Consider the following 21,189-nt stretch of genomic DNA (forward strand, 5'->3'; position numbering starts at 1 on the left):
GCCCGTCGTCATGACGAGGGCGTCTCCGGGTGCGTGCGTCCCTCGATGCTGGCGGGAGCGGTGGTCGACGGGGCGGCCTGCTCCTTCGTGCGGCGCAGCGAGAACCGCTTCTGGCGAGGATCGAACGCGTCCCGCAGGCCGTCGCCGACGAAGTTCACCAGGACGGCGAGCAGCACGATGAACACGGCCGGCCACCAGAACAGCCAGGGCCGCGTCTGGAACGCCGACTGGTTGTCGGAGATGATGAGGCCGAGCGACACGTCCGGCGGGCGCACGCCGAGCTGCAGGTAGCTCAGCGCCGTCTCGAGGAGGATGGCGGAGGCGGCCAGCAGCGTCGCCGCCACGATGACCACGCCGATCGCGTTCGGCAGGATGTGCTTGAAGATGATGCGGGCGTCGCTGGCGCCGGCCACACGGGCGGCCTCGACGAACTCGCGCTCGCGCAGCGACAGGAACTCGGCTCGCACGAGGCGGGCGATCGTCGTCCACGAGACCATCGCGAGGAAGAACGCCAGCGGGATCACACCGAGGCCACCGGTCGCACGGCCGACGACGGCACCGATCACGATGATCGGGATGACGATGAACACGTCCGTGATGCGCATGAGGACCGCGTCGATCCACCCGCGGTAGTAGCCGGCGAGGGCGCCGATGACGGTGCCGACGGCGGTTCCCACGACGCTGATGATGATCATCACCAGGATGGAGTTCTGGATGCCGCGCATCGTCATCGCGAAATAGTCGATGCCGATGCGATCCTGACCGAACGGGTGCTCCCCGAACGAGAACGGCCACAGCGTGAGCGTCGGCGCTCCGCCGTCGTTCTGCGGGTTGAGCGAGGTGTAGTCGTGCTTCCACCACCCCGGGATCGGCCCGAGGCCGATCGCCGAGATCGAGAAGATCGCGAGGAGCACGAACAGGATGCCGGAGACGACGGCGACCTTGTTCGAGAGGAAACGCCGCAGGATGAGGCGTCCCTGGCTGACGCCGACGGTGTGGCGCTCGTCGGCCGGCGGCGGCGCATCGACGTGGGCGGGCTCGGGGAGCATCTGGGTCATCGGGAGACCTCCGGGATTCGGACGGCGGCGATCATGCGACCACTCGCACGCGGGGGTCGAGCGTGGCGTAGGCGAGATCGGCCAGGAAGTTGAAGACGATCGCCGTGATGGCGATGACGAGGAAGTACCCCATGACGGGGTTCACGTCCACGCGCTGGATCGACGTGACGAACAACGCCCCCATGCCCGAGATCGCGAACACCCGCTCGGTGATGACGGCACCACCCAGGAGCGCGCCGACATCGGTCGCGACGAGCGTCACGATCGGGATCAGCATGTTCCGTAGGCCGTGGCGCAGGATGACGGTCCGCTCGGGCAGACCCTTGGCCCGTGCCGTGCGGATGTAGTCCTGGTTCATCACCTCGAGCATTCCGGCACGCGCGTAGCGTGTGTACCCGGCGAACGAGATCAGCAGCAGGGAGATCGTCGGCAGCAACAGATGGGTGAACGTGTCGATGCCGGTGATCCACATGTCACCGCTGAATCCCGGGGTGGCGGCGCCCACTGTGGCGATCGGCCGGCCGTTGATGCGCGGGTTGTTCACGTACTGCGGCCACGACTGCATGTAGCGGTCCAGCACGACGAGCGCGCCGGAGAGGAAGGCCACGAGAGCGCCGATACGCGCGACCATGCCGCGGTCCGGAGCACCGAGGACGTAGCCCGAGATGAGCCCGACGGCCACCGCGACGACGCCCAGGATGATGATCGTCGCGAAGGTCGAGATGTCGAACAGGCCCTGCAGGGCGAAGTAGCAGACGTAGGCGATCGCACCGTTGAGGGCCGCGACGACGAGCGCCCGGCGATTCTGCAGACCCGCGATGAGCGCGGTCGTGATCACGACGATGCCGGCGATCAGCAGCAGGAGGCCGACCGGGCCGAGGCCCGGGTTGCGGAACCAGTCGGTCAGGTTGAAGTACACCAGCAGCGCGACGGTCGCGAGGCCCGCGGAACCCGCGACGATGAGCCGTCGACGGGCGTCTCCCCCGATCATGGCCTGCCAGACGACGGCCATGACCACGCCCAGCACGACGATGAGCCAGACCGGGATGGCGGTCGTGGACTCCAGGAAGTTGTTGAAGCCCAGTGCCAGGAACTCCTTCAGGAGCACGGCGACGAGGAACGACGGGAGCGAGAAGAGGAAGAAGCTCAGCAGGGTGATCCCGAAGTCGAACCCGCTGTACTGACGGAGAGCGGAGACGACGCCGACCACGATGCCCAGGACGATGGCCAGCACGAACGACGCTGTGACGAGCTGGAGGGTCGATCCGATCGCGGTCGGAAGAATGTCGAGGACGGCGGCGTTCGAGATCGTGAGACCGAGGTTGCACGTACCGGCGAACGGGATGAGGCAGCCGGCGGCGCCTCCGAGCCAGAGGAAGTAACGCAGGGGAACGGGGACGTTCAGGTCGAGGGCCGCGACACGCGCGGCGATGAGCTGATCGCGGTTGGCGGCGGAGCTGTCGCGCAGGTCCTGCAGGGGGTCGCCGGAGTTGGCGGCCAGCACGTACATGATGAACGACGCAGCCAGGAGGACCAGGATCGAGACGGCGATGCGCCTGAGGATGAATCCGACCATCGCGGGAGGACTTCTTTCGATCGGGTGACGGACGCCTGTAGGCGCCCAGGAAAGGATAGTCGCGCGTGCGCGGGGGTGGGGCGCACCGCGCGCAGACGAAGTGAGGCGCCGGAGCCGAGCGACTCCGGCGCCTCACGAGGGATCAGCGGGTCATCAACCCGCCAGCGTCCACTCCTGCGCGTTCCACACGATGCCCGTCTGGCCGCCGAAGTAGTCGACGCCCGTGATGGACCCGTTGTCAGCGAAGAGACCGGGCGACTGGAACAGCGGCAGACCGTAGAAGTCCTTCGCCGTCTCTGCGTCGATCTTCACCTTGATGTCGGCGAGCTCGGCCGGGTCGAGCGACACCTGGCTCTCGTCGACGAGGGTGTCGACGGTGGCGTTGCTGTAGTTGTTGTAGTTTCCGCCGCCGCCGCTCTTGAAGATCTGCGGGAGAGCCGCGTTACCGGCACCGGGCGAGACCCATCCGAAGATGGAGACGTCGTAGCTGCCGCTGCCCAGGAGCGAGCTCCAGTCGGGCGAACCGGCGTCCACGATGTTGAATCCGGCCTGCTGCGCCGACTGCTGGATGGCGCGGAAGCTGTCGACACGGTTGGGGTTGTTGGTGTTGTAGAGGATGCGGACCGTCGGGGTCGCACCGGCGAGCAGCGCCTTCGCGCCCTCGATGTCCGGCTCGGTGAACTTGTCGTAGCCGCTGGCCGCGACGGCGGTGGTGTACTGGTCACCGTCGGTCGGCAGGAAGATCTGCGAGTTCAGCACCTCGGCGTCCGGGTTGACCGGCTTGACGATCGAGTCGAGGATCTGCTGACGCGGGATCGTCTTGAGGAACGCCTCGCGGACGTTCGCGTCGGCGAACACGCCGGCGAAGCTCAGGTCGACGTGGTCGTAGGCGAGCTGGCTGCCGGAGTGAACCTTCGCGTTGGCGTTCTCGAGCGCCGTCAGCGTGTCGGCGGAGGCCTGCGGCTGGATGGCCTGCACCTCGCCGTTCTGGAGGGCCGTGACCTGCGCGTTGGCGTCGCCGATGAAGCGGATGATCAGCTGGTCGTACTTGGGCGACATGCTGCCCTTGTAGTTGGGGTTCTTGCCCAGCGTGATGCTCTGCTCGGGGGTGAAGTCGGTCACGATGAACGGACCGCTCGCCACGAGGAGGCTCTGGTCGGTCGGCATGGCCGTGACGTCGTAGCCCGTGTTCCAGAAGTCCGCCGCGGCCTTCAGCGTCGCGTTGGGGGCGACCGGGGCGTCGGGGTTGCCCTTGGGGGTGTCCTTCAGGAGCTGGATGAAGTCGGCCTCGGAGACGCCGGCCTTCTCGGCGAGCACGTGGGCGGGCTTGCCGATGGGGTTGACGAGCTCGTAGTCGACGAAGGGCTTCGAGTAGACGAGGGTCATCGACATGTTGTCGTCGCTGATCGTCGGGAACGCCGTGGTGTCCAGGCCCGCGGTGGAGCCGGCGAGCGTGAAGTACTGGGTGCCGCCGTTGGTGACCTCGCCCGAGGCGGGGTCGAGCTTGGCGTCGTCGTAGTAGCCCGAGTTGATAGCCCAGTTGACGAGCATGTCGTCGGCGTTGATGGGCTCGCCGTCGGACCAGGTGAGGCCCTCGTTGATCGTGTACTTCACCGTGAGCGGGTCGTCGGAGACCTTCTCGTAGGTGCCGAAGTCGGTGTTGTCGAGGACGCTGAAGTCCTTGTCGAGGCGCTGGAAGCCGCCGAGACCGAGGCCACCGCTGACACCGGTGAGGTAGCCCACCATGCCGTTGGTGTCCAGGTTCGCCTCGGGGGTGTCGCCGTTGAACGAGGTGAACGCGTTGGTCGTGGCGATGGTGATGGTGCCACCGCTGCTCGCGCCCGCGTCGGGCGTGGCGGTGGTGGTGCAGCCGGCGAGCGCGAGCGCCGCAACGGCGACACCTGCTCCCGCCGCCAGGGCGCGCGTGCGCCGAGTCTTTTCAGACACTTTGCCTCCTGTGCAAGGTTTGACGGCACCCCGAACTGCCGGGACAGCGGGGGGCCGTGGATACGGAAACGATAGGTAAACGCTCTGCGTTGGTCAAAACTCCTGGGGAAACCGTTACATACCTTTAATTCGAAGCCCGCTGCATGTGGCAATCTGACAACATGCCGCGCACCCTGGGCGTATCCGATCCCGGAATCGAACAAGACGCCTTCCGCCGTCGAAGGCTCCCGTGGGAGATCGTGCTCGTCCTCCTGGTGAGCGTCGGTCAATCGGCGATCTACTCCGTCGTCTCGTTCATCCGCGCCGCGACTCGGGCGCCGATCTCGCAGCAGCAGACGCAGTTGAACCCGTCGCGCAGCGACGAGCCGTTCTGGGACGCGGTCTACCAGTTCCTCGGCATCTTCTTCTCGCTCGCGCTGGTCGCCCTGGCCGTCTACCTGCTGTGGGAGCCCGCGGACAACGCCCTCCGCCGCATCGGTCTGGACTTCCGTCGGTTCGGTTCGGACGTCCTGCGGGGCCTCGCGCTCGTCGCCCTCATCGGGGTTCCCGGTATCGGGGTCTACGCGGTCGGCCGTCTCCTCGGCCAGAGCATCACCGTGGTGCCGGCGCCGCTGGACTCGTCGTGGTGGGTGATCGTCCTGCTGGTCCTGGCGGCTCTGCGCGCGGGACTGACGGAGGAGGTGATCTTCCTCGGCTACCTCTTCGACCGTCTGCGGCGCCTCGGGTGGTCCTGGACGGGGATCATCGTGTCGACCGCGCTCCTCCGCGGCAGCTATCACCTCTACCAGGGCTGGCCTTCGGCTCTGGGCAACGTCGTCATGGGGTTGGTCTTCGGCTGGTGCTACCGACGTTGGGGACGCGTCATGCCGCTCGTGGTGGCCCACACTCTCATCGACGTGATCGCGTTCGTCGGATATCCGCTCGCCGCCGCCTGGTGGCCGGGCGTGTTCGCGCCGCCGTCGCCGTCCCCGAGCCCGTCGGCGTGAGCGTTGCTCGCGGGCTCAGGGAGCCGGCGGCGTCCAGGTCCAGAACGACGGTGGGATGCCGTTCGGTTCCGACGTGTAGGTGACTCCCCCGACGCCCTTCCCGACCGCGACGGCTCCCGTGCGCTCCAGCAGCGGCACTCCGGCGTAGGCGTCGAACAGGGCTCGATCGATCTCCTTCGCGGCGGCGAGCACATCGACGGGATCGGTGTCGCGGGTCATCTTGTCGAAGGTCTTCTCGGCCTCGACGGTCGTGACGCCTTCGGCCAGGCGGTCTCGCGCCGAGCGATAGAGGCTCTCGTCCTCGCCGACCCAGGCGAGGGTGGCATCCGGGGTCTCGGTCGTGGTCGCTGCGCGTACCGCGATACCCGCCTCGGCGCCCATCGCCACCATCTGGGAGAACACCGTCGCGGAGACGGGATCGGATGCGTCGTAGGCGACACGGAGCACGGCCGGCCGGTCGTCCAACGCGGCGCGTGCCGCTCCGGCGTCGCTCCCCGTCCCCGGGGCTCCGTTCCCCGACGTGAGCTCCCGATACGTCGGCCCCGTCGCCGGCGAGGAGAGGAAAGACTGCAGCGGCCGCGCGTCGGGGCGGACCTCGCCCAGCGCCTCCTTCACGATGGCATCCCGATCCAGCGACAGGCTGATCGCCTGGCGCAGCGCGTCCGGCGTGGCGTCGGCGAACCGGATCTGGAGTGTCTGCGCCGTCGGACCGGTCGTCACGGTCACGCCGGCGTCGGCGAGGGTCTTGAGGTCGGTCGCATCCGGATCGCCGATGTTGGCCACGTCGACCTCGCCGGCGGCGACCGCAGCGACCTGCGCCGCCTGGTCGGGGAAGAACCGGATCGTCACGCCTTCGAGAGCCGGGTAGTGGCCGCCCTGGTAGTCATCGCGGCGCGCGAGCGAGATGGACGTCGTCGTGGCTTCACCGATCGTCCACGGGCCGGATGCCACGGCGGCAGCCGGATCCAGGGCGCCTCCGGTGGCGTCGAACCCGGTGTTCCACGCGGCGGCGGCGGCGGCCAGCACCGGGTTGGGTGCGACGGGTGCGGACGGATCGCCCTCGGGTGTGGTCAGGATCGCCGTCATGAGGTCTCGCACCGTCACTCCGGCCTTCGCCGCGACGACGTGCACCGGCCGGTCGAGCAGCCACTGGCGGTTCCAGTCGGCGAACGGCTCGTCGTAGGTGAGGGTCAGGGTGTCGGCGGCGCGGTCCAAGGTGGGACGTGACGTCCGGGCATTCGGGTCCGGCAGACTCGCCGTCTCGAAGTAGCACGTTCCGGAGACGACCGCTCCGGCCTCGTCGTAGGTCGCATCGTCGAAGTAGTGCGACGACACAGCCCACCCGAACATGAGGTCGTCGAGAGTGATCGGCGTACCGTCCGACCAGACGCGGTCGGGGAAGAGCTCGTAGCTGACGGTGAGCGGATCGCCTTCGATGCGTGTGATCCGTCCGAGCCCGTCGTTGGGGATGACCTGCAGGTCGCCGTCGAGCGTGCCGAGGTGCTCGTCGATGAGGGCGGCGATCGCGCGGTTGGCGGCCGTGTCGCCGTGGGCGGTCTCGGAGTTGAAGCTCGTGGGAGTGCCGACCACGCCGATCGTGAGCGTCGTCCGGGCGGGAGGCTGCTCCTCAGGGGCGGGTTCCGGCGCCGAGCACCCGGCCAGCGCGACGGCGGCGGCCACGCCGAGGATCCCCAACCGGCCGAGGCGGCGTCGCGATGTCATCGAGGTCTGCTGGTACTGCCCGAGGTGCACAGGGGCACCCTACCCAATCGACCCTGAGGGTTCCCCTGGGCCGCCGCGCCCGGCCGCCATACGGGTGGGTCGGGTCCCGGGAACCGCCCCGCCACGCCGGCGGGCCGGGTCCCGGGAACCGCGAGACTGCACGCGCGTGACATCTCCACTGCAGGCTGCAGTGGAGATGTCACGCGGATGCAGTCTCGGCGACGGGCGGGGCGGGCGGACCCTTCCTCCACACGCGGACGGAGTGAGCCCGGGCCTGTGGACAGCACCGAGAGGTGGATGTGGATGCCACAGCCTGGGGTCGTGACATCGATACCGAGCGCGACGCCGATCCCGCTTCTGCGGGCGACCGAACTGACCCACTCGACGCGAAGCATCCGCCGGGGCGAGATGGTGCCCGTGCTCCGCGGGGTGTACGCGGCGGCGAGCGACTGGCATCCGCTCCCTCGCTGGGAACGCGATCTCGCTCGAGTGCACGCGCACCTCCTCCGGCATCCCGACGCTGTGCTCTGTCTCGAGTCCGCGGCCCTCGTGTGGGGACTTCCGGTGGTGGGGCAGATCGACGCCGTTCACGTGCTCGCGAGCGATACGGCGACATCGCGTCGCGTCAGCGGCGTTCGTGTCCACACGAGCGCCCACTCCGACCGTGTCGTCGAGGAGCGGGGCGGCATCCTGCTCACTTCACCGGCCGACACCTGTATCGATATCGCGCGGCTCCGTCATCCGGCTGCTGGTCTCGTCACGGCGGATGCCGCGATCCGCCGGGGCTCAGCCGCCGCGGCGGCGCTGGGGGCACTCAACGAGGACCGCGCTTCCGCTCGAGGTCGCCGCCAGGCGCGCTGGGCGCTCGCACGCGCCGACGGCGCAGCCGAGTCCGCGTTGGAGTCGGTGAGCCGTGCGGCGGCGGAGTGGTGGGGCTTCCCCGCCCCCGAATTGCAGCGCTGGATCGGTTCGTCGGACGACGACGGCGACCGCACGGACATGTGGTGGCCGGACATCCGAGTGGCGGGCGAGGCCGACGGGCACCTCAAGTACGACGGCCGATTCGGCGATCCGGGGGCGGCCCTGCGTGCGCGCGAGGAACGGGACCGTCGATTGCGCCGCCACGGCGCGAGAACGGTCGCGCACTGGTCATGGGCCGACGTCGCCGAGCCGTCGGGTCTCCGCGACATCCTGCTGTCCGCCGGCCTCACGCCGAACTCCGTGCCCGACCTCCATCGGCTGTCGGGACTCGGACGCCTCTTGCGTGCCGAGGGCTGACGCAGCACGATGATCCGCTCCTCCCGACCGCGAGACTGCACTCGCCTGACATCTCCACTCCAGCGTGCAGTGGAGATGTCGGCGGGATGCAGTCTCGCGGTCCGGCGACCTCGCGATCCGGTGCCCTCGCGATGGGCCGCCGCGCCCGGCCGGCGGGCCGGGTCCCGGGCCGACCTACGCGAACGCCTCCGGAGGCGGGCAGGAGCACACGAGGTTCCGGTCGCCGTAGGCCTGATCGATCCGGCGCACCGGCGGCCAGTACTTCCCGCGCACCAGCGAGCGCTGCGGGTACACCGCCGTCTCCCGGGGGTAGGCGTGCGGCCACTCGTTCGCGACCGCCGCCTCCGCGGTGTGCGGGGCGTTCACGAGCGGGTTGTCGTCGACGGGCCACTCCCCCGCGGCGACCGCGAGGGCCTCGTTCTTGATCGCGATCATGGCATCCACGAATCGGTCGAGCTCGGCGAGGTCTTCGCTCTCGGTCGGCTCGACCATCAAGGTTCCGGCGACGGGGAACGACATCGTCGGGGCGTGGAACCCGTAGTCGATGAGGCGCTTGGCGACGTCGTCGACGGTGATGCCGGTCTGTTCCTTCAGCGGACGCAGGTCGAGGATGCACTCGTGCGCGACGAGACCGCCCTCGCCCGCGTACAGCACTGGGTAGTGCGCGCGCAGGCGCGCGGCGATGTAGTTCGCCGAGAGCACGGCCGCCGCGGTCGCCTGTCGCAGCCCCTCCGCGCCCATCATCCGCACGTACGCCCAGGAGATGGGCAGGATGCCGGCCGAGCCGTACGGGGCGGCCGACACGGGCCCGCCGTCGAACACGCCGCCCGCGTGATCCGCCCGCTGTGCGAACGGGTGCGACGGCAGGAAGGGCGCGAGGTGCGCCTTCGCGGCCACCGGCCCCACTCCCGGGCCTCCCCCGCCGTGCGGGATCGCGAACGTCTTGTGGAGGTTCAGGTGCGACACGTCGCCGCCGAGGTCGCCGAAGCGGGCGAACCCGAGGAGGGCGTTGAGGTTCGCCCCGTCGACGTACACCTGGCCGCCGGCGTCGTGCACGGCCTGGGTGATCTCGAGCACGTCGTGCTCGTAGACCCCGTGGGTCGACGGGTAGGTGATCATCAGGGCGGCCAGTTCGGCGGCGTGCTGGGCGATCTTCGCCCGCAGATCGTCGAGGTCCACGTTGCCGGCCTCGTCGCACGCGACGACGACGACGCGCATGCCGGCGAGGATCGCCGAGGCCGCGTTCGTCCCGTGCGCCGACGACGGGATGAGGCACACGGTCCGCTCGACGTCACCGTTCGCGTGGTGGTAGCCGCGGATCGCGAGGAGACCCGCGAGTTCGCCCTGCGAGCCGGCGTTCGGCTGCAGCGACACGGCGTCGTACCCGGTCACCTCGGCGAGCCACCGTTCGAGCTGCTCGATCATCGAGAGGTACCCGTGCACATCGGCCTCGGGCGCGAACGGGTGGACGCGCGAGAACTCCGGCCACGACACCGCCGCCATCTCGGTCGCGGCGTTCAGCTTCATCGTGCACGAGCCGAGCGGGATCATGCCGCGGTCGAGCGCGTAGTCGCGGTCGGCGAGCGTCTTGAGGTACCGCATCATCGCCGTCTCGCTGCGGTGCGCGTGGAAGACGGGGTGCGTCAGATAGGCGTCCTCGCGGTGCAGTCGTTCGGGGACCCCGCGCAGCGCCTCCCCCGCGGGCAGTTCCTCGGCGGGAAGCCCGAAGGATGCCACGATCGCGGCGACATCGGCATCCGTCGTGGTCTCGTCGACCGAGACGCCCACGGTGGCGTCGTCGACCCACAGCAGCTGATAGCCCCGCTCGCGGGCACGGTCCACGACGTCCTGCGCGCGCCCCGGGACGTGCACGCGCACCGTGTCGAAGAACGCGTCCGCCGCGAGGTGCAGGTCGTACGCGATCAGAGCGGATGCCAGGGAGTCGGCGGTCCGCGCGACGCGCGTCGCGATCGCGCGCAGGCCATCCGGCCCGTGGTAGACCGCGTACATCGCGGCCATCACGGCCAGGAGCACCTGCGCGGTGCAGATGTTCGAGGTGGCCTTCTCGCGGCGGATGTGCTGTTCGCGCGTCTGCAGCGACAGGCGGTACGCGGGGTTGCCGGCGGCATCCACCGACACGCCCACCAGACGCCCGGGCAGCTGGCGCTCGAGGCCCGCGCGCACGGCCATGTATCCGGCGTGCGGACCGCCGAAGCCGAGCGGCACACCGAAGCGCTGCGTCGTGCCCACCGCGACGTCCGCGCCGAGGGTGCCGGGCGAGCGCAGGAGCGTGAGGGCCAGCAGATCGGCCGCGGCGACGACGAGACCGCCGTGGCGGTGGACGGCGGACGCGACGTCGGAGAAGTCCCACACGCGGCCGGTGGCGCCGGGGTACTGCACGAAGGCGCCGAAGCTCTCGGGGATCTCCCCGTCGTACGACGTCTCGACCAGCTCGATGCCCACGGCGGCGGCACGGTGCGCCAGAAGCGCCTTGGTCTGCGGCAGGGCATCGGCGTCGACGAGGAAGACGTCGGTCTTCGCCTTGGACGCACGCCGGGCGACGAGCATTCCCTCGACGACCGCGGTGGACTCGTCGAGCATCGACGCGTTCGCCGTGGCGAGCCCCGTGAGGTCGGTGACCATGGTCTGGAAGTTGATGAGCGCCTCGAGGCGCCCCTGTGAGATCTCAGGCTGGTACGGCGTGTAGGCGGTGTACCACGAGGGGTTCTCCAGCACGTTCCGCTGGATCACCGAGGGCGTGAACGTGTCGTAGTAGCCCAGGCCGATCATCGGGCGCGCCGAGCGGTTCGCCGAGGCCAGTTCCCGCAGTTCGGCCAGCGCCTCGGCCTCGGTGGCGGCGGGCGGAAGCTCGCTCGTCTCGCGGGGCCGGACGTGGATGGATGCCGGAACGGCGGTCTGCACGAGCTGTTCGACGCTGTCGTACCCGACGACCTCGAGCATGCGCGCACGGTCGTGGGCGCCGATGCCGATGTGGCGATCGGTGAACGCGGCGGGGGCCGTGGCATCCGTCCGGGGGGCTGTGGTCAGGCTCATGCGGTGAGGTCCTCGTATGCGGCTCGATCGAGCAGGTCGCCGGGCAGGTCGCCGTCGAGGCGGATCTTGATGAGCCAGCCGTCTCCGAACGGGTCGGCGTTGACGAGAGAGGGGTCGTCGACGACGGCGTCGTTGACCTCGACGACGGTGCCGTTCAGCGGCGCGTAGAGCTCGCCCACCGACTTGGTCGATTCGATCTCGCCGCACACGTCGCCGGCGGCGACGGCGGCATCGGTGGCGGGGAGCTCGACGAACACCACGTCACCGAGCTTCTCGGCCGCGAAGTCGGTGATCCCGACGGTCGCGACCTCGCCGTCGACGGCGATCCATTCGTGCTCGGAGGTGTAGCGGAGTGCGGTCAGGTCGGTCATGCGTTCCTCCGGTAGAAGGGAAGGGCGGTGACGGTCGCGGGAATGCGTGTACCGCGGACGTCGATGGTCAGGGTGGTGCCGGGTTCGGCCGCGGCCGGGGAGACGTAGGCCATGGCCACCGGGTGGCCGAGGGTGGGGCTGAGGGCCCCGCTGGTGATCTCGCCGACGACGTCGTCGCCGTGGAGGACCGTGTAACCGGCACGGCCGGCGCGTCTGCCCTCCGAGACGAGACCGACGAGCACCGGGGCGTCCGCGGGGGCCGCGGAGAGGCCGTCCTGACCGACGAACGCGGGCTTGTCCGCGGCGACGACACGGCCGAGCCCCGCCTGCGCCGGAACCACGTCGAGCGACAGCTCGTGACCGTAGAGGGGCATCCCGGCCTCGAGCCGGAGGGTGTCGCGGGCGGCGAGGCCGCACGGGATCAGACCCGCCGGGGGCCCGGCCTCCAGGACGGCGTCCCACAGGTCGGCGGCACGATCCACGGGCACGAGCAGTTCGTACCCGTCCTCGCCGGTGTACCCGGTGCGCGCGACGAAGAGCGAGTCCCCGTCGAAGGTCCCCTCGGTGAAGGCGTAGTAGCCGAGTTCGTCCAGCGGCGTGCCCAAAATCGTGACCGCGGGAACGGATTCGAGGATGCCACGGGCGCGCGGCCCCTGCAGGGCGATGAGGGCGACGCGGTCGGTGACGTCCTTCACCGTCGGGTATCCGTCCGCGGATGCCGGTGCGGCCGGCCAGGTTTCGCGCGCCCGCGCGAACGCGGCGGCGACCGCGTCGCGGTTGCCCGCGTTCGCGATGACGAGGTAGTACTGCTCGCCCGTGCGGTAGACGATCACGTCGTCGACGATGCCGCCGGATTCCGCGAGCACGAGCGAGTACTTGGCCTTCCCGATCCTCATCGTCGAGACGCGGCCGGCGAGCGCGTAGTCCAGGAACTCCGCAGCGTGACCGTCGTGGACCCAGAATTCGGCCATGTGCGAGATGTCGAACAGGCCGGCGGCCTCGCGGACGGCACGGTGCTCGGCGAGGTCCGAGATGTACCGCACGGGCATGTTCCAGCCGCCGAAGTCGGTGAACGAGGCCCCGAGGGTCTCGTGTCGATCGTGCAGCGGGGACGAGCGCGGTGGAGCGGGGGTGTCGGTCATGAGTTCTGCCGTTCGCAAGGACGGTCAGGCGCCGGTCGACGCCTGAGAACTCCCCCTCTGTCATGAACCTGAGAGTTTCGCCCGGGCGTCGCGGGGACGCGGGCTTTCACCGTCGGCGGACCCGGCCGGTTGCACCCGGGTCTCTTTCCAGAGTGGCCCGATCGACGCGGTACGCGTACCTGAGAGATTGGCGGGGAGGCTTGCTCCTTCGGTGCCCGGCTGCGTTCGCCGGAGCTCTCCCGCATCGATCATGGGGCCGGTGTGGACTTGTGGGCGCCAGCATATCCGAGGGGACGCACCTCCACAGCCCGTCGGCGCGTCACCGCGTCGTGCAACTCCCGGATGCCACGGGGGCGGAGAGCGATCCGAGCTGTGCGATCACGGGCGCGAGCTCGGCGGGGGTCATGGCGTAGCCGACGTCGTCGTCGGTCTCGGACCGGGCGAACACCACGCCCGCGACCTCGCCCGCGGGCGTGAGCAGGGGCCCGCCGGAGTTCCCCGGCCGCACCACGGCTCCCAGCGCGTAGATCTCGCGGGGAGCGGACTGGTCGCCGTAGATGTCGGGGACCGGCACCGTGCCCTCGGAGAGCACCGTGGCGTTCCCGGAGGTGAAGGGCCCGCCGTAGGGGTAGCCCTGCACGACCGCCGCCGACCCGACGGAGAGGGCGGGAACGACCGGGAGGGCAGTGGCATCCAGTCCGTCGACGGCGATGACGGCGAGGTCGTCCATGGGGTCGAAGTACACCACGCGCCCTTCCTTCGCCGCCTGCCCGGGGAGCTCGACGAGCGGCGCGTCGACACCGGCGACGACGTGCGCGTTGGTGACGACGCGGTCGTCGGCGACGACGAAGCCCGATCCGCTCGCGGTGATGCCGCACGCGTAGGCGGTGCCGGTGATGCGCGCGACCGACTGCGCGGCCTGCGTGAGGGCCGGGTCGTCGAGCGCCACGGCGGGGGCGCTCGGCACGGAACCGATCTGGATGAGCTCGCCGAGGCGCGGGATGCCGTCGGCGAACACCGTGCCGCGGAGTTCGGCGAGAGCGGCGCGCACCGGATCGGGGGTCAGGCGGTCGATCGTGCGCACGACGTTCGACGAGGCCAGCGCGGCAGAGACGACGGGGACACCGGCGGTGGTGAGGGTGCCGGCGAAGAACGACAGCGCCAGGGCGGCCGCGGCGAGGTTGACGACTCCGCCGAGGATGCGCTCGGGCACGCGCAGCTTGATGCGGTCGACGCCCCGACGCAGGGCGTTGCCCACGGCGGTGCCGAGCGCCGCGCCCAGCAGGAGCAGCAGCACTCCCGCGGCGACGATCGCGGCGCCGCGCCACATCGGGTCGGTCACCCATTGCCCGACGTACGGGATCAGCCAGAACGCCGCGATACCACCGAGGGCGAGCCCCGCGAAGAAGCCGATCGTGGCGAGGAATCCGCGCGCGATGCCCACGATGAGCGCGAGCGCGAGGAGCACGATCAACACGATGTCGACGAGCGGCATCCGCACCTCCAGAGTCGAGCGCCAGGGTACGCGGCAGCGCTGGGAGAGTCCCGTTTTGCCCTTCGTGTCACGATGACACTAAGATCGGCCACGGAGATATGGTCACGATGACACGAACCCCCGAGCCCGAGTCCCGCGACGCCGATGTGCGTGTCGCGGTGTCCACGGTGATCTTCAGCGTCCGCCGCGACGCCGACGACGAGCCGGTGCTCTCGCTTCCCCTCGTCCGGCGGACACGCGACCCCTACGACGGCCGGTGGGCGCTCCCCGGCGGGTGGCTCGACCCGGCCGAGAGCCTGGACTCCGCGGCATCCCGGACCCTGGAGGAGACGACGGGGCTCACACCGAGCTACCTGGAGCAGCTCTACGCGTTCGGGGCCGTGGACCGCTCCCCCACACGAGTCGTGTCGATCGTGTACTGGGCGCTGCTGCGCTCCGACGAGGTCGACGCGCAAGTGGCCGCCCACGCGCGCGAGGGCGACGCCCCCGAGAACGTCGAGTGGTTCGATGCGACCGCGCTGCCCGCGCTCGCCTTCGACCACAACCACATCGTCGACTACACACTGTGGCGCCTGCGCAACAAGGTCGGCTACAGCCGCATCGCGCACGGACTCCTGCCGGACGAGTTCACCCTCGCCGATCTGCGCGAGGTCACCGAGACGATCATCGGGCGACGGCTCGACCCGGCGAACTTCCGACGCCAGGTCGACACCTCCGACACCCTGATCCCGACCGAGCGCTTCCGCACCGGAAGCCACCGCCCCGCCCGCCTGTACCGCTACAACCGTGACGTGGAGCTCGCCGACCGCGGGCCTCTCACGTCCCGTCACTGATCGGACCGCCCATGAGCACGACACCCCTCACCCTGCAGCCTCGCCCCGAGATCGACCCCTCCGTCGATCACGTCATCCAGGCGATCGTCTCGGGCGCGTCGACCGACGCCACCTGCACTACCGACCTGGCGGTGGGCCCGTGGGACTTCGACACGCGGCCCGGCTACGGTCCCGGCTCGTCGATGGGCGACGTCATCCCCACCGGCGCGCCGCGGCAGGGCGAACTCCCGCGCGAGTACCGCGAGGCGACCGACGACGAGCTCGACGCGCGCATCCGCGCCGCCAAGCAGACCCTGGGCGACCGGGTCGTCGTGCTCGGCCACTTCTATCAGCGCGAAGAGGTCGTGCGGCACGCCGACTACGTGGGCGACTCGTTCCAGCTCGCCAACGCGGCGAAGGACCGCCCCGAGGCCGAGGCGATCGTCTTCTGCGGCGTGCACTTCATGGCCGAGACCGCCGACCTGCTCTCACGCCCCGAGCAGGCGGTGATCCTGCCGAACCTGGCCGCCGGGTGCTCCATGGCGGACATGGCCGACATCGATCAGGTCGAGGAGTGCTGGGAGCAGCTGGAAGACGTCCTCGGCGACCTGGAGACCCCGGATGCCGAGGGCCTGCTGCCCGTGATCCCCGTCACGTACATGAACTCCAGCGCCGCCATCAAGGGCTTCGTCGGGCGCCACGGCGGGATCGTCTGCACCTCCTCCAACGCGCGCACCGTGCTGGAGTGGGCCTTCGCGCGGGGGCGGCGCGTGCTCTTCTTCCCCGACCAGCACCTCGGCCGCAACACCGCGAAGGCGATGGGCGTGCCGCTGGAGCAGATGCCGATGTGGAACCCGCGCCGTCCGCTCGGCGGCTCCACAGCGGAGCAGCTCGAGGACAGCCGCGTGATCCTCTGGCACGGGTTCTGCTCGGTGCACCGCCGGTTCAGTGTCGACCAGATCGACAAGGCCCGGGCCGAGCACCCCGGCGTCCGCGTGATCGTCCACCCCGAATGCCCCATGGACGTGGTGGATGCCGCCGACGAGGCCGGGTCCACCGACATCATCCGCAAGGCGATCGCCGCGGCCACGGAACCCACCACTTTCGCGATCGGCACCGAGATCAACCTCGTGCAGCGCCTGGCCGCCCAGTACCCGCAGCACGAGATCTTCTGCCTCGACCCGGTCGTGTGCCCCTGCTCGACCATGTACCGCATCCACCCCGGATACCTCGCCTGGGTGCTGGAGTCGCTCGTCGCCGGCTCCGTCGTCAACCGCATCACGGTGCCCGCCGACGTCGCCGAGCCCGCCACCTTCGCCCTCGAGCGCATGCTCGCGGCCAAGCCGAACGGCGCCGTGAAATGACCGATGTCGTCGTCGTCGGCAGCGGCATCGCCGGTCTCACCGCGGCTCTGCACGCGGCGGAGAAGGGATGCCACGTCACCGTCGTGACCAAGGGGGCCGTGGCCGACACCAACACCCGCTGGGCGCAGGGCGGGGTGGCGGCGGTCACCGCCGAGGACGACACGGTCGACTCGCACATCGCCGACACCCTCACCGCGGGGGGAGGGCTGAACGATCCCGTGGCCGTGCGGACCCTGGTGACCGAGGGGCCCGACCGCATCGCCGAGCTCGTCCGGCGCGGAGTCGCCTTCGACCGCGCCGCGGACGGCGACTTCGCCCGGGGTCTCGAAGCGGCCCACGCCCGCCCACGGGTGCTGCACGCCGGAGGGGATGCCACGGGCGCGGCGATCCAGGCGGCGCTCGGCTCCGCTGTCCGCGCGAGTGCCGTGGACGTCCGAGAGCACACGCTGCTGCGCGACCTCGTGGTCGAGGCCGGCCGCGTCGTGGGGATCGACGTCGAAACGGACGGCCACCGGCGACGCCTGCGCGCCGACGCGGTGATCCTGGCGACGGGCGGCGCCGGCCAGCTGTACGCCCACACCACCAACCCCGCCTCGGCGACCGGCGACGGCATCGCCGCGGCCGTGCGCGCGGGGGCGGCCGTCGCCGACCTCGAGTTCGTGCAGTTCCACCCCACGGCCCTCGCCGTCGGCGCGCCGTTCCTCGTCTCCGAGGCGGTGCGCGGCGACGGCGCGACCCTGATCGACGATGCCGGACGTCGATTCGCCTTCGACGCCCACCCCGACGGCGAGCTGGCGCCGCGCGACGTGGTCGCCCGCGCCAACGCCGACGCCATGGCCCGGCAGGACGGTCGTCCGGTGCGACTGGATGCCACGTCCATCGGGGCCGAACGCCTCGCGCAGCGGTTCCCGACGATCGACGCCGCCGTCCGCGCCCGCGGCCTCGACTGGTCGCGCGAACCGATCCCGGTCACCCCCGCGGCGCACTACCTCATGGGCGGAGTCGTCACCGATCTCGACGGACGCACCACGGTGCCCGGACTGTACGCGGTCGGTGAGACCGCCCGCACCGGTGTGCACGGCGCGAACCGGCTGGCATCCAACTCGCTCCTCGAGGGCGCCGTCTTCGGCGCCCGTGCCGGAGACGCCGCGGCGACCGACACCGCGTGGCCGCGGATCGCGGCACCCGCGCCGATCCCGCTCCCGCTCGTCGCGGCGGCGACGAACGCCCCGGCATTCTCCCGCACCGCGCTGCAGGAGCTCATGTGGGAGCACGCCGGACTGGTCCGCGACGAGGCCGGACTCCGACGCGCGGCCGGCGTCCTCGCCGCCTGGGCCGCCGATCCACGGCCCCGACCCGTCGAGGACGCAGCACTGCTGCTCGTCGCGCAGCACGTCGTCGCCGCATCCCTCGCGCGCACCGACTCGGTCGGCGCCCACTTCCGCTCCGACGACTCCCCCGCCGTGGCATCCCTTCCCGCTCCGGAGGCCCTCGCATGCTGACCCGTGCCACCATCGACCGCGTCGTCACCGCCGCGCTGGAGGAAGACGCCCCCTGGGGCGATCTCACCAGCGAGACCCTCATCCCCGCGGACGCGACCGCCCGCGCCGAGCTCATCGCCCGTGAGATCGGCGTCTTCAGCGGAGCCGCCGTGTTCCGGGCGGCGTTCACGCTGACCGATCCGACGATCGACGTCGACATCCGTGTCGCCGACGGCGTCGAGTTCGTCCCCGGCGAAGTGCTCGCGGTGGTGACCGGCCCCGCGCGGGCGGTGCTGACCGCCGAGCGGATCGGACTCAACTTCGTGCAGCGCATGTCGGGCATCGCCACGCTCACGAGCAGGTACGTCGCCGCCGTCGCCCACACGGGGGCGCGGATCGTGGACACCCGCAAGACCACGCCGGGGCTGCGCGCGATCGAACGGCAGGCCGTGCGGGACGGCGGTGGACACAACCACCGTTTCTCGCTGTCGGATGCCGTGATGGCGAAGGACAACCACCTCGCGGTGCTCGCCGCCAGCGGCCTGCCGCTCACCCAGGCGCTCGAAAGCGCGATCGCGAGACTCCCGCACACCACGCACGTCGAGGTCGAGGTCGACCGTCTGGATCAGATCGACGCCGTCCTGGCCGCGGGGGTCGACACGATCATGCTCGACAACTTCTCGCTCGACGACCTGCGTGCCGGCGTCGAGAAGATCGCGGGGAGCGTCGTCGTCGAGGCATCCGGCGGGGTGACCCTCGACACGGTGCGCGCGATCGCCGAGACCGGCGTCGACGTCATCTCCGTCGGGGCGCTCACCCACTCCGCGCCTGCTCTCGACCTCGGCCTCGACATCCGCATCCGCACGGCGTGAACCTCTACCTCGACAACGCCGCGACGACCCCGGTCCGCCCCGAGGTCGTCGAGGCGATGGCGCCGTACCTCACCCGGTGGTTCGGCAACCCGTCGAGCCACCACGAGGTCGGTGAGGCCGCGGCATCCGCTCTCGAGGCCGCCCGCGCGCGCGTGGCGGCGATCCTCGGGATGCGGTCGGGTGACATCGTGTTCACCTCGGGCGGCACCGAGTCGAACAACACCGCGATCAAGGGGCTCGTGCTCGGCTCCGGGAAGAAGCACCTCGTCACGACGGCGATCGAGCACGAGTCGGTGCTCGCCTCGGCCGACTACCTGGCGCGTCTGCACGGCGTGGACGTCACGTATGCGCCCGTCGACGGGACCGGCACGCTCTCGCCCGGCGCCCTCGCCGACGCACTCCGCGACGACACGGCGCTGGTGAGCGTCGGATACGCCAACAACGAGGTCGGGACCGTCCAGGATGCCGCCGCCCTCGCCGCCGTCGCCCACGCCCGGGGGGTTCCGCTGCACCTCGACGCCGTCCAAGCGGCCGGATGGCTGCCCCTCGCGGGGCTCGGCGCGGACGCGATCACCATCGCGGGACACAAGGTCGGCGCGCCGAAGGGCACCGGCATCCTCGCGGTCCGCGGGCGACTCCCCCTCGAGCCGTTGCTGCACGGGGGCGGTCAGGAGCGCGGCCGGAGATCGGGGACCCCCGACGTCGCCGGCGCTGTGGCCGTCGCGACCGCACTGGCGCTGGCCGAAGCCGAACGGGCGGCGGACGCCGCCGCGGCGGCCCGGTATCGCGACGCGTTCATCGCCGGAGTGCTCGCGGGCGTGCCCGGGGCACGTCTCACCGGCCACCCGGAACGGCGTCTCCCCGCCACGGCCAGCTTCGTGTTCCCCGGCGTGAACGGGGAGACCGTGCTGCTCGAGCTCGAGCGCCGGGGGATCGTGTCGTCGAGCGGCTCGGCGTGTGCCGCGGGCAGCGAAGAGGCGTCGCACGTCCTGCTCGCCCTGGGTGTCGACCCCGACGACGCCCGCACCGCCGTGCGGTTCACCTTCCCGCACCGCATGACGCAGAATCTCGACGCCGTGGCAACCGCCGTCGCCGAGGCGGTGACCGCCGTAGGATCACGCGGGTGAGTTCCCCCGCGATCACCGTGATCGTCCCCGGCCGCGATGTGGCCGCGTTCGCCGGTGAAGCCCTGCGATCGCTGCAGACGCAGACCCTCGACAGCTGGAGAGCCGTCCTCGTCGACGACGGCTCCACGGACGACACCCGCCGGCTGTTCGCCGACGCGGCCGCGGCCGACCCCCGCTTCGTGCTCGTCGAACACGACGAACCGCGCGGGCTCGGCGCCGCCCGCAACAGCGGCCTCGACCTCGTCGACACGCCCTACACCGCGTTCCTCGACGCCGACGACCGCCTCCGCCCGCACGCGCTCGAGCGGCTCCGGCAGACGCTGGAGACGACGGGCAGCGACTTCGTCGTGGGCGCCTACGTCCGACTGCGGCCGGATGCCGACGGCCCGGGCTACACCGCGGGCGACGTGCAACCGTGGGTGGCGGCGGCCACCGATCCCGCCCGCGAGGGAACGACGCTCGCGCAGCACCCCGCGGCATCCGGGAACATCGTGGCGTGGTCCAAGCTGAGCCGCACCGACTTCTGGCACGCCCACGCGCTGCGCTTCCCCGAGGGCCGGTACTACGAGGACCAGGTCGTCGCGCAACGCATGTACACCCTCGCGACGGCGTTCGACGTCGTCCCCGACGTCGTGATCGAGTGGCGGGAGCGCCGGGACCGCAGTTCCATCACGCAGCGCCTGAGCGAGGTCGACGTGCTGCGCGACTACCTGGAGGCGCTCGGCGAGGGCATCGTCGTCCTCCGGGCGGCCGGCGCCGAGGACGCCGTCGTCGAGCGCGGGCGCCTCATCCGCAGCCTCGACCTCCCGCCGCTGGTGCGGATCGCCGAAACGCATCCGGACCCGGTATACCGGATCGCGCTCGAGGCGTTCCTCGAGACGCTGCCGGAGTAGCCGACGCCCGG

Annotated in this window: 16 protein-coding genes and 1 riboswitch; of the genes, 8 read left to right on the plus strand and 8 right to left on the minus strand. The window is 70.8% G+C overall.

Annotated features, from left to right (window positions below; all coding sequences use genetic code 11):
- Positions 1–8: 8 nt before the first annotated feature.
- The 3 genes from BGO45_RS03340 to BGO45_RS03350 form a co-directional block, all read right to left on the minus strand.
- Positions 9–1,058 (minus strand): ABC transporter permease, encoded by a 1,050-nt coding sequence (locus BGO45_RS03340; RefSeq protein WP_292690926.1) that lies wholly within the window; start codon positions 1,056–1,058, stop codon positions 9–11.
- 31 nt (positions 1,059–1,089) lie between these two features.
- Entirely contained in the window at positions 1,090–2,634 is a 1,545-nt protein-coding gene (locus BGO45_RS03345) for an ABC transporter permease (RefSeq protein ID WP_292690928.1), read from the minus strand.
- A gap of 153 nt (positions 2,635–2,787) precedes the next feature.
- A complete protein-coding gene (locus BGO45_RS03350; RefSeq protein WP_292690930.1) occupies positions 2,788–4,581 on the minus strand; it encodes an ABC transporter family substrate-binding protein in 1,794 nt (597 codons plus the stop codon).
- Positions 4,582–4,742: 161 nt separating this feature from the next.
- Here BGO45_RS03350 and BGO45_RS03355 point away from each other — a divergent pair, with 161 nt between their 5' ends.
- Entirely contained in the window at positions 4,743–5,567 is an 825-nt protein-coding gene (locus BGO45_RS03355) for a CPBP family intramembrane glutamic endopeptidase (RefSeq protein WP_292690932.1), read from the plus strand.
- Positions 5,568–5,582: 15 nt separating this feature from the next.
- Here BGO45_RS03355 and BGO45_RS03360 read toward each other — a convergent pair whose 3' ends face one another.
- A complete protein-coding gene (locus tag BGO45_RS03360; RefSeq protein ID WP_292690934.1) occupies positions 5,583–7,319 on the minus strand; it encodes an ABC transporter substrate-binding protein in 1,737 nt (578 codons plus the stop codon).
- 291 nt (positions 7,320–7,610) lie between these two features.
- On the opposite strand from BGO45_RS03360, the gene BGO45_RS03365 reads away from it, so the two are divergent.
- Positions 7,611–8,567 (plus strand): hypothetical protein, encoded by a 957-nt coding sequence (locus BGO45_RS03365; RefSeq protein ID WP_292690936.1) that lies wholly within the window; start codon positions 7,611–7,613, stop codon positions 8,565–8,567.
- 174 nt (positions 8,568–8,741) lie between these two features.
- Here the strand turns inward: BGO45_RS03365 and gcvP are convergent, their stop codons facing one another.
- The 4 genes from gcvP to BGO45_RS03385 form a co-directional block, all read right to left on the minus strand.
- The gene (gene gcvP / locus BGO45_RS03370; protein WP_292690937.1) at positions 8,742–11,621 is read right to left on the minus strand and encodes an aminomethyl-transferring glycine dehydrogenase; all 2,880 of its coding nucleotides are present in this window, start codon (positions 11,619–11,621) and stop codon (positions 8,742–8,744) included.
- On the minus strand, positions 11,618–11,992 hold the full coding sequence (gene gcvH / locus BGO45_RS03375; RefSeq protein WP_292690939.1) for a glycine cleavage system protein GcvH: 375 nt from the start codon (positions 11,990–11,992) through the stop codon (positions 11,618–11,620). The genes gcvP and gcvH overlap by 4 nt, the downstream gene beginning before the upstream one ends.
- Positions 11,989–13,134: a glycine cleavage system aminomethyltransferase GcvT gene (gcvT, locus tag BGO45_RS03380; protein WP_292690941.1), complete on the minus strand. Its 1,146-nt coding sequence runs from the start codon at positions 13,132–13,134 to the stop codon at positions 11,989–11,991. The genes gcvH and gcvT overlap by 4 nt, the downstream gene beginning before the upstream one ends.
- Positions 13,135–13,291: 157 nt before the next feature.
- Positions 13,292–13,386, minus strand: a riboswitch (glycine riboswitch).
- Between the two features lie 67 nt (positions 13,387–13,453).
- The gene (locus BGO45_RS03385) at positions 13,454–14,629 is read right to left on the minus strand and encodes a MarP family serine protease (protein WP_292690943.1); all 1,176 of its coding nucleotides are present in this window, start codon (positions 14,627–14,629) and stop codon (positions 13,454–13,456) included.
- Positions 14,630–14,727: 98 nt separating this feature from the next.
- Here BGO45_RS03385 and BGO45_RS03390 point away from each other — a divergent pair, with 98 nt between their 5' ends.
- The 6 genes from BGO45_RS03390 to BGO45_RS03415 are packed head-to-tail and all read left to right on the plus strand — an operon-like array spanning position 14,728 to position 21,178.
- Positions 14,728–15,462 (plus strand): NUDIX domain-containing protein, encoded by a 735-nt coding sequence (locus tag BGO45_RS03390; RefSeq protein WP_292690945.1) that lies wholly within the window; start codon positions 14,728–14,730, stop codon positions 15,460–15,462.
- An 11-nt stretch (positions 15,463–15,473) separates the two neighbouring features.
- The gene (gene nadA, locus BGO45_RS03395) at positions 15,474–16,805 is read left to right on the plus strand and encodes a quinolinate synthase NadA (protein ID WP_292690946.1); all 1,332 of its coding nucleotides are present in this window, start codon (positions 15,474–15,476) and stop codon (positions 16,803–16,805) included.
- Complete coding sequence (nadB, locus tag BGO45_RS03400; protein ID WP_292690947.1) at positions 16,802–18,307, plus strand: L-aspartate oxidase; 1,506 nt, start codon at positions 16,802–16,804, stop codon at positions 18,305–18,307. The genes nadA and nadB overlap by 4 nt, the downstream gene beginning before the upstream one ends.
- Positions 18,301–19,158, plus strand: coding sequence for a carboxylating nicotinate-nucleotide diphosphorylase (nadC, locus tag BGO45_RS03405; protein ID WP_076490099.1), 858 nt, complete (start codon positions 18,301–18,303; stop codon positions 19,156–19,158). The genes nadB and nadC overlap by 7 nt, the downstream gene beginning before the upstream one ends.
- Positions 19,155–20,285 carry a cysteine desulfurase family protein gene (locus tag BGO45_RS03410; protein ID WP_292690948.1) on the plus strand — a complete coding sequence of 377 codons (1,131 nt, stop codon included), beginning with the start codon at positions 19,155–19,157 and terminating at the stop codon, positions 20,283–20,285. The genes nadC and BGO45_RS03410 overlap by 4 nt, the downstream gene beginning before the upstream one ends.
- Positions 20,282–21,178, plus strand: a complete 897-nt coding sequence (locus BGO45_RS03415) for a glycosyltransferase family A protein (RefSeq protein ID WP_292690949.1) — start codon at positions 20,282–20,284, stop codon at positions 21,176–21,178. Before BGO45_RS03410 ends, BGO45_RS03415 begins: the two co-directional genes overlap by 4 nt.
- The last annotated feature ends 11 nt before the right edge of the window (positions 21,179–21,189 follow it).

The organism is Microbacterium sp. 71-36, assembly GCF_001898305.1.
Classification (GTDB): Bacteria; Actinomycetota; Actinomycetes; order Actinomycetales; family Microbacteriaceae; genus Microbacterium.

Excerpts from the sequence above, each read along its gene's own strand:
- BGO45_RS03340 (WP_292690926.1), bottom strand. The coding sequence starts at position 1,058 with ATGACCCAGATGCTCCCCGAGCCCGCCCACGTCGATGCGCCGCCGCCG.
- BGO45_RS03345 (WP_292690928.1), bottom strand. The coding sequence starts at position 2,634 with ATGGTCGGATTCATCCTCAGGCGCATCGCCGTCTCGATCCTGGTCCTC.
- BGO45_RS03355 (WP_292690932.1), top strand. The coding sequence starts at position 4,743 with ATGCCGCGCACCCTGGGCGTATCCGATCCCGGAATCGAACAAGACGCC.
- gcvP (WP_292690937.1), bottom strand. The coding sequence starts at position 11,621 with ATGAGCCTGACCACAGCCCCCCGGACGGATGCCACGGCCCCCGCCGCG.
- gcvH (WP_292690939.1), bottom strand. The coding sequence starts at position 11,992 with ATGACCGACCTGACCGCACTCCGCTACACCTCCGAGCACGAATGGATC.
- gcvT (WP_292690941.1), bottom strand. The coding sequence starts at position 13,134 with ATGACCGACACCCCCGCTCCACCGCGCTCGTCCCCGCTGCACGATCGA.
- BGO45_RS03385 (WP_292690943.1), bottom strand. The coding sequence starts at position 14,629 with ATGCCGCTCGTCGACATCGTGTTGATCGTGCTCCTCGCGCTCGCGCTC.
- BGO45_RS03390 (WP_292690945.1), top strand. The coding sequence starts at position 14,728 with ATGGTCACGATGACACGAACCCCCGAGCCCGAGTCCCGCGACGCCGAT.
- nadA (WP_292690946.1), top strand. The coding sequence starts at position 15,474 with ATGAGCACGACACCCCTCACCCTGCAGCCTCGCCCCGAGATCGACCCC.
- nadB (WP_292690947.1), top strand. The coding sequence starts at position 16,802 with ATGACCGATGTCGTCGTCGTCGGCAGCGGCATCGCCGGTCTCACCGCG.
- nadC (WP_076490099.1), top strand. The coding sequence starts at position 18,301 with ATGCTGACCCGTGCCACCATCGACCGCGTCGTCACCGCCGCGCTGGAG.